Source organism: Peribacillus sp. P4_C12 (genome assembly GCF_056402095.1).
The window spans coordinates 1-2,265 of record NZ_JBFUIB010000561.1 but is presented as its reverse complement, the minus strand read 5'-3'; the positions used below and the strand labels follow the sequence as shown (position 1 = coordinate 2,265).

At 35.4% G+C, this 2,265-nt stretch carries 2 protein-coding genes and 1 pseudogene; 2 read left to right on the top strand and 1 reads right to left on the bottom strand.

The window, feature by feature from the left end; genetic code table 11:
* A pseudogene (locus AC1DUW_RS26480) lies at positions 1–194 on the top strand (YmaF family protein); the annotation flags it as partial.
* 53 nt (positions 195–247) lie between these two features.
* Here AC1DUW_RS26480 and AC1DUW_RS26475 read toward each other — a convergent pair.
* On the bottom strand, positions 248–955 hold the full coding sequence (locus tag AC1DUW_RS26475) for a DUF421 domain-containing protein (protein WP_053345770.1): 708 nt from the start codon (positions 953–955) through the stop codon (positions 248–250).
* 588 nt (positions 956–1,543) lie between these two features.
* On the opposite strand from AC1DUW_RS26475, the gene AC1DUW_RS26470 reads away from it, so the two are divergent.
* Positions 1,544–2,265 (top strand): IS110 family RNA-guided transposase (locus AC1DUW_RS26470; protein WP_477643888.1); only part of this gene is annotated, 722 nt, incomplete at its 3' end.

Genomic DNA, 2,265 nt, shown 5'->3' with positions numbered 1-2,265 from the left:
ACTATGTGCATTACACGGAAGGATATGTTGTCTATGAAGATGGCCATACTCACTATTACCAGAAATACTCCGGCCMTGCTTTTCCTGTAGGAAATGGAATGCATGTTCTTTATTATGATTTTTATGCAACAGAAGCCAATGGACAACGCCATCGAGTGAAGAGCGTTGACCAGCCAGCCCGAGGAAACAAGTAAAGTAATCCAACTGTTTCAAACACCTTTACTTTTTTATTAATGCTTCTCTGTAATTAATTGTCTCTCCCTGGCTTGTAGTAATAAGGATCGCTTTTATGTTCCTTAATTTCATTATTATCTATAAATAACTTTCCATCTTCTAAAAAAGTTGCTAATGTAATATTCTCTATTTTTTCACCCATTTTTTCGAGCTCGTTAATTAGCCAACTTTGGTTTAATTGTAGATATTTTAAATTATGGTAAACAATTTGACTGTCCAGTATGAGTGGGATAGGAAGATATTCTTTCTTTACTTGTAAATTTAAATCATTTGGTTGAACTGGTCGATATTCCGACTTGGGGATAACACTAATACTTCCTGTTTCCTCCATCACTGCAATGGCAATGTTTCGAGTATCGGTATACCCTTTTTCTCTTAAATGTGACAGTAATTCATTTATTGGCATACGTACCTTTTTCAACCCTTTTCTATCAATATCTCCGTTTTGAATTAATACCGTTGGACTTTCATATAAGATCCATCTTAATTTATTATGTAGGGATAAACGTATAAAGATTTTATATAGAATTACTGTGATTCCAGCATAGGTAATAGCCTTTCCCATATTACTAACCTCTACTGGGGTACTGATGATATTGGTTAGGACAAGAATATACAATAAATCGAATGAGTGCATTTGAGCTACTGCTTTTTTTCCACTCAACCTTAAAAATAAATATCCTACAACAAAAATCAAGAATGCACGGTAAAATGTTTCCAATTTTGCATCACCTCTTATAAAAATTCTCAACTTTTATCAAACGTCCTAACTGAATAAAAGATATCTTTAGTATTAGAAATTTAATTCGTATCTAAACCGGATATTTTGGATTTGCAAAAGTCAAGTAAATCATTTTAGACAAACACGACTTAAATGCTCAATATGTTCAATTAAACTTCTTGAAAAAAAGATATAGGTAGCTCCTCATTTCAGTATTACCATGGCATAGGTAGCTTCATATAATATTTCTCTATTTTTACTGAGACACCTTCTTCAACAAAACTGCCCCTTTAGYTCCATAAGAAACTYCTATGGCGGCGCTCCTCGCCGCCACCATCTACTACGAAAATCTATACTCAAAATAGAGTCTAACYCTTTAACWCCTTGACGATAATGGATGATAACAATACAACYAGGCTGAACCTTTTTTGGTGGATCTTAAGGAAGATACCCTGTATAAGAAACTGGTTGTGACAGTATTGAAGAACCWTTTAGTGTACTACAAGTACGTATACAAAAATTTTTGYAACAAATCTCCTGTCATATGTATTGTTAATCTTTTATTGAGGTGATTCTCCTWTGGAAGCAATGATTGAACGGTGTGCTGGCCTAGATGTACACCAAGAAACAGTAGTAGCCTGTGTAYTATTTGGTCCATTAGATAAAAAGCCAAATACCTCTATTGAAACGTTTTCAACTACAACAACRGGACTCTTGGCKTTAAGTGATTGGTTAACTACCCTTCAGGTATCCGATGTTGTGATGGAAAGTACTGGAGTCTACTGGAAACCAATATGGAATATACTCGAAGATTCTTTTCACCTTGTTCTTGCCAATGCCAGACATGTYAAAAATGTTCCAGGGCGTAAAACKGATGTGAAAGATGCCGAATGGCTTGCCAAGCTTMTAAGATGYGGACTTATTGAAAGCAATTTTGTTCCACCGGAGGATATTCGTGATTTACGAGATCTTACTCGTTATCGAAAAAAATTGATTCATCATCGCACTTCMGAGCAGAATCGCATTCACAAAATTCTTCAAGATACTAATATCAAGCTAACATCCGTATTATCAGACATTTTTGGTGTATCGGGACGCCGAATCCTTGAAGCGATTCTAAACGGTGAAAAAATAGAGACCGATGGTCTTCGAAAAATGGTGGATTGGCGAACAAAAGCAAGTATTACTGACATTGCAAATGCAATGAATGGTCGTATTCSYCGTCATCACCGTGATATGTTGCGTTACCATTGGGAGCATATGAGTTATTTAGAAAAAGCCATAGAAGAATTGGAAAAACAAATCGATCA